The sequence below is a fragment of the Xanthomonas sp. D-99 genome (assembly GCF_017746145.1).
Classification (GTDB): domain Bacteria; phylum Pseudomonadota; class Gammaproteobacteria; order Xanthomonadales; family Xanthomonadaceae; genus Xanthomonas; species Xanthomonas cissicola.
The window spans coordinates 1-2,419 of the sequence record NZ_JAGHWU010000118.1; the positions used below are offsets into that span (position 1 = coordinate 1).

Genomic DNA, 2,419 nt, shown 5'->3' on the forward strand with positions numbered 1-2,419 from the left:
GGATGCTCAACGTGGATGCACTCGTGGCCGGACTGGAGCTGGGGTGACGGAAATTTCGGCGGTTCCGGCTTACCCCCCCTTTATCGCCGTCGATAGCCGCATCGCTCCGATATCGGTGCCGCAGTCCGGACCCAGCGGGTCGCAGATTGCACTGCATCGCGGCACGCTTGTGATGGGAGCCGACTTGTACATACCGCCTTATCGGCGCCTTCGCCAACGCGCAGATCGCTTCCGGCTTGGCCGTCGTGCTGCGTCGCTGACGAGCATGATCCAGCGCTCCACCCATCACCAGGGACGCAAATGATGAATATCGGAGCCAAGCTCTTGCTTGCCACTTGCATTATCGCAAGCACGGCCAATGCAGCGGAAACCGGGCAAACTGCGGCGACCGCATCGGCGGGCCGCACTGCGGCGATCTCGTCCTGGGAAACGACGATCCGGCAGGAAGCTCCCACGATGGAGGGATGCTTCCGTTCGTCGTTCCCCAACAATGGCTGGCAGGCAACCGCCTGCGTGCCCTCGCCAAAGCTGCTCTCGAGGCCGCCGGCCATCACTGTCCACAAGGATGGCGCCATCACCGCGCGCACCGATGCGGCGCTGACCGCCGGTAACGGTGTCGACTACGTTGCAGGCACACGCCAGCTTATCCAATCGACGTTGGGAACATTCCCGAGCGTGACTGGCGTGGCCACTGGCGTGGCCGACTATTCGCTACAGATCAACACCAATCTCGATAGGAACGCTGTGACCTGCGCACAGTTCGGATATTCCTCGTGCTGGACCTGGCAGCAGTTCTTCTACTCCACCGACTACGACAGCGACCCGATCAACGGCCGCACGCCGGTCATCTTTATCGAGAACTGGTTCTATGCCGGCAATGCCGAGGAATTTGAGGCAAAAGGCTGCCCGTCTGGTTGGAATTCCTACTCCACCAGCGATTACAACGCGTGCTATAGCAACAGCAATGGGGTGATTGTGCCGCTGGTTCCAATCTCGCAGATCGGCAGCATCAAGATGAGCGCTTCGGCGACCGCGGGCGGCGTGGACACCGTGACGTTCTCGATCGACGGCAGGGCCTACAGCGTCAGTCAAAGCGCCAACACTCTGAACATCAACAGGATTTGGCGGCGCTCCGAGTTCAATATATTCGGCAACGGCAGTGACCACCCGCTGGTGTTGTTCAATTCGGGCTCGCATGTCACCGTGAACGTGGCCGTCAAAGATGGAACCTCCAATGCTCCGAGGTGCCTGGGTCCCAACGCCGGTTATTCGGGGCAACAGAACAACCTCACGCTAGGCAAATGCACCGCGTCTGGTGGTGCCTCGCCTTCCATCACCTTTACCGAAAGCAACTGACGCCCGGGCGTTTTTCGTTGCCGTGGCTACCGGGCGCTGTCTCAGCGTGAGTTGGCGCGTGCGCAACATCACTGAGACCCTCAAACAGAACATCCCGACGCTGCACAACTCGACCACTTCGAGAGGTGCGTTGCTGCATACACTCGCCGCAAGACAGTTGCAGCGTGCCGGACCTCGGAAGGGACGAGGTAGTGGATGAGCCGATGGAAGCGCCGTTTTATCTGGCAACTTCATGTTTTCACAAAAGAAATCGGATTTTGCGAGTCATTTTTACACGCATGTCGGCTGAACCCCGGTTCGATATCAATGAAACATCGGAGCACTGGCTGCACAGCAATGCTTGTATTTGCGCCCGCTGCCACACGGGCACGGGTCATTTCGCCCGACTTTGGGCACCTGCCTACGTAGTGGCACCTGTGTGGCCGACTGGCGGCGTAGTGCGAAATAGCGATAGATGCGGGTCAGCTCAGCAATCATTGTCTGAAGCAGTTCATCGCGTTTGTCCGGCGCAATCTCTGGCGGGCGCATGGCGGGATCAGGGTCATGTTCATAGGTCAAAATCATAATTGGCAGCATTGACCCGCCAAACTCGTCGCTGTCGATTAGCCCTTGCCAACTATTGGGCCGTAATTGAATGCCGCGCATGAAACCACGTGCCCAGTCGTTGCCGTGTACGACCCCATCCGCATCTTCGAGTAGCACGGGAAGGTAGACATCGTCTTTCTCCAGAGTGCGTAACAGTTCTGATGCAATCGTGTTCCAGTGCCGCATGACCAAGCCAAAAATCTCCGCGGCTTGGTCATTGCTGTCGAAGCAATGACCTTCCCCGAGTACTTGTGGCAAGTATTCGCTGGGCAATACCGTTTCTGGGCCGCAAATGAGTGCAGCAAAGAACCCATCGAGCATTTCGAGGTTCATCGCAGAGGCGCCGATTCCTTCGAGGAAGTCTCCCAATCGGTCAAGCTCGGCGTCGCTCAACGAGCGTTGCGTCAGTTGGTTCTGCATAAACTTCTCCGAGTCTTTCAGGCGTGCGCATGCGCACCGGTAATCCCCCCACTTTTAG

General features: G+C 58.2%; 2 protein-coding genes. One reads left to right on the top strand and one right to left on the bottom strand.

Translation table 11 applies throughout. The features are described from left to right. Positions 1-300 precede the first annotated feature (300 nt). Positions 301-1,356 carry a hypothetical protein gene (locus J7360_RS20955; protein WP_209034747.1) on the top strand — a complete coding sequence of 352 codons (1,056 nt, stop codon included), beginning with the start codon at positions 301-303 and terminating at the stop codon, positions 1,354-1,356. A 303-nt stretch (positions 1,357-1,659) separates the two neighbouring features. On the opposite strand, the gene J7360_RS20960 is transcribed toward J7360_RS20955, so the two are convergent. After that, positions 1,660-2,361 carry a YecA family protein gene (locus J7360_RS20960; protein WP_007962299.1) on the bottom strand — a complete coding sequence of 234 codons (702 nt, stop codon included), beginning with the start codon at positions 2,359-2,361 and terminating at the stop codon, positions 1,660-1,662. Positions 2,362-2,419: the final 58 nt, after the last annotated feature.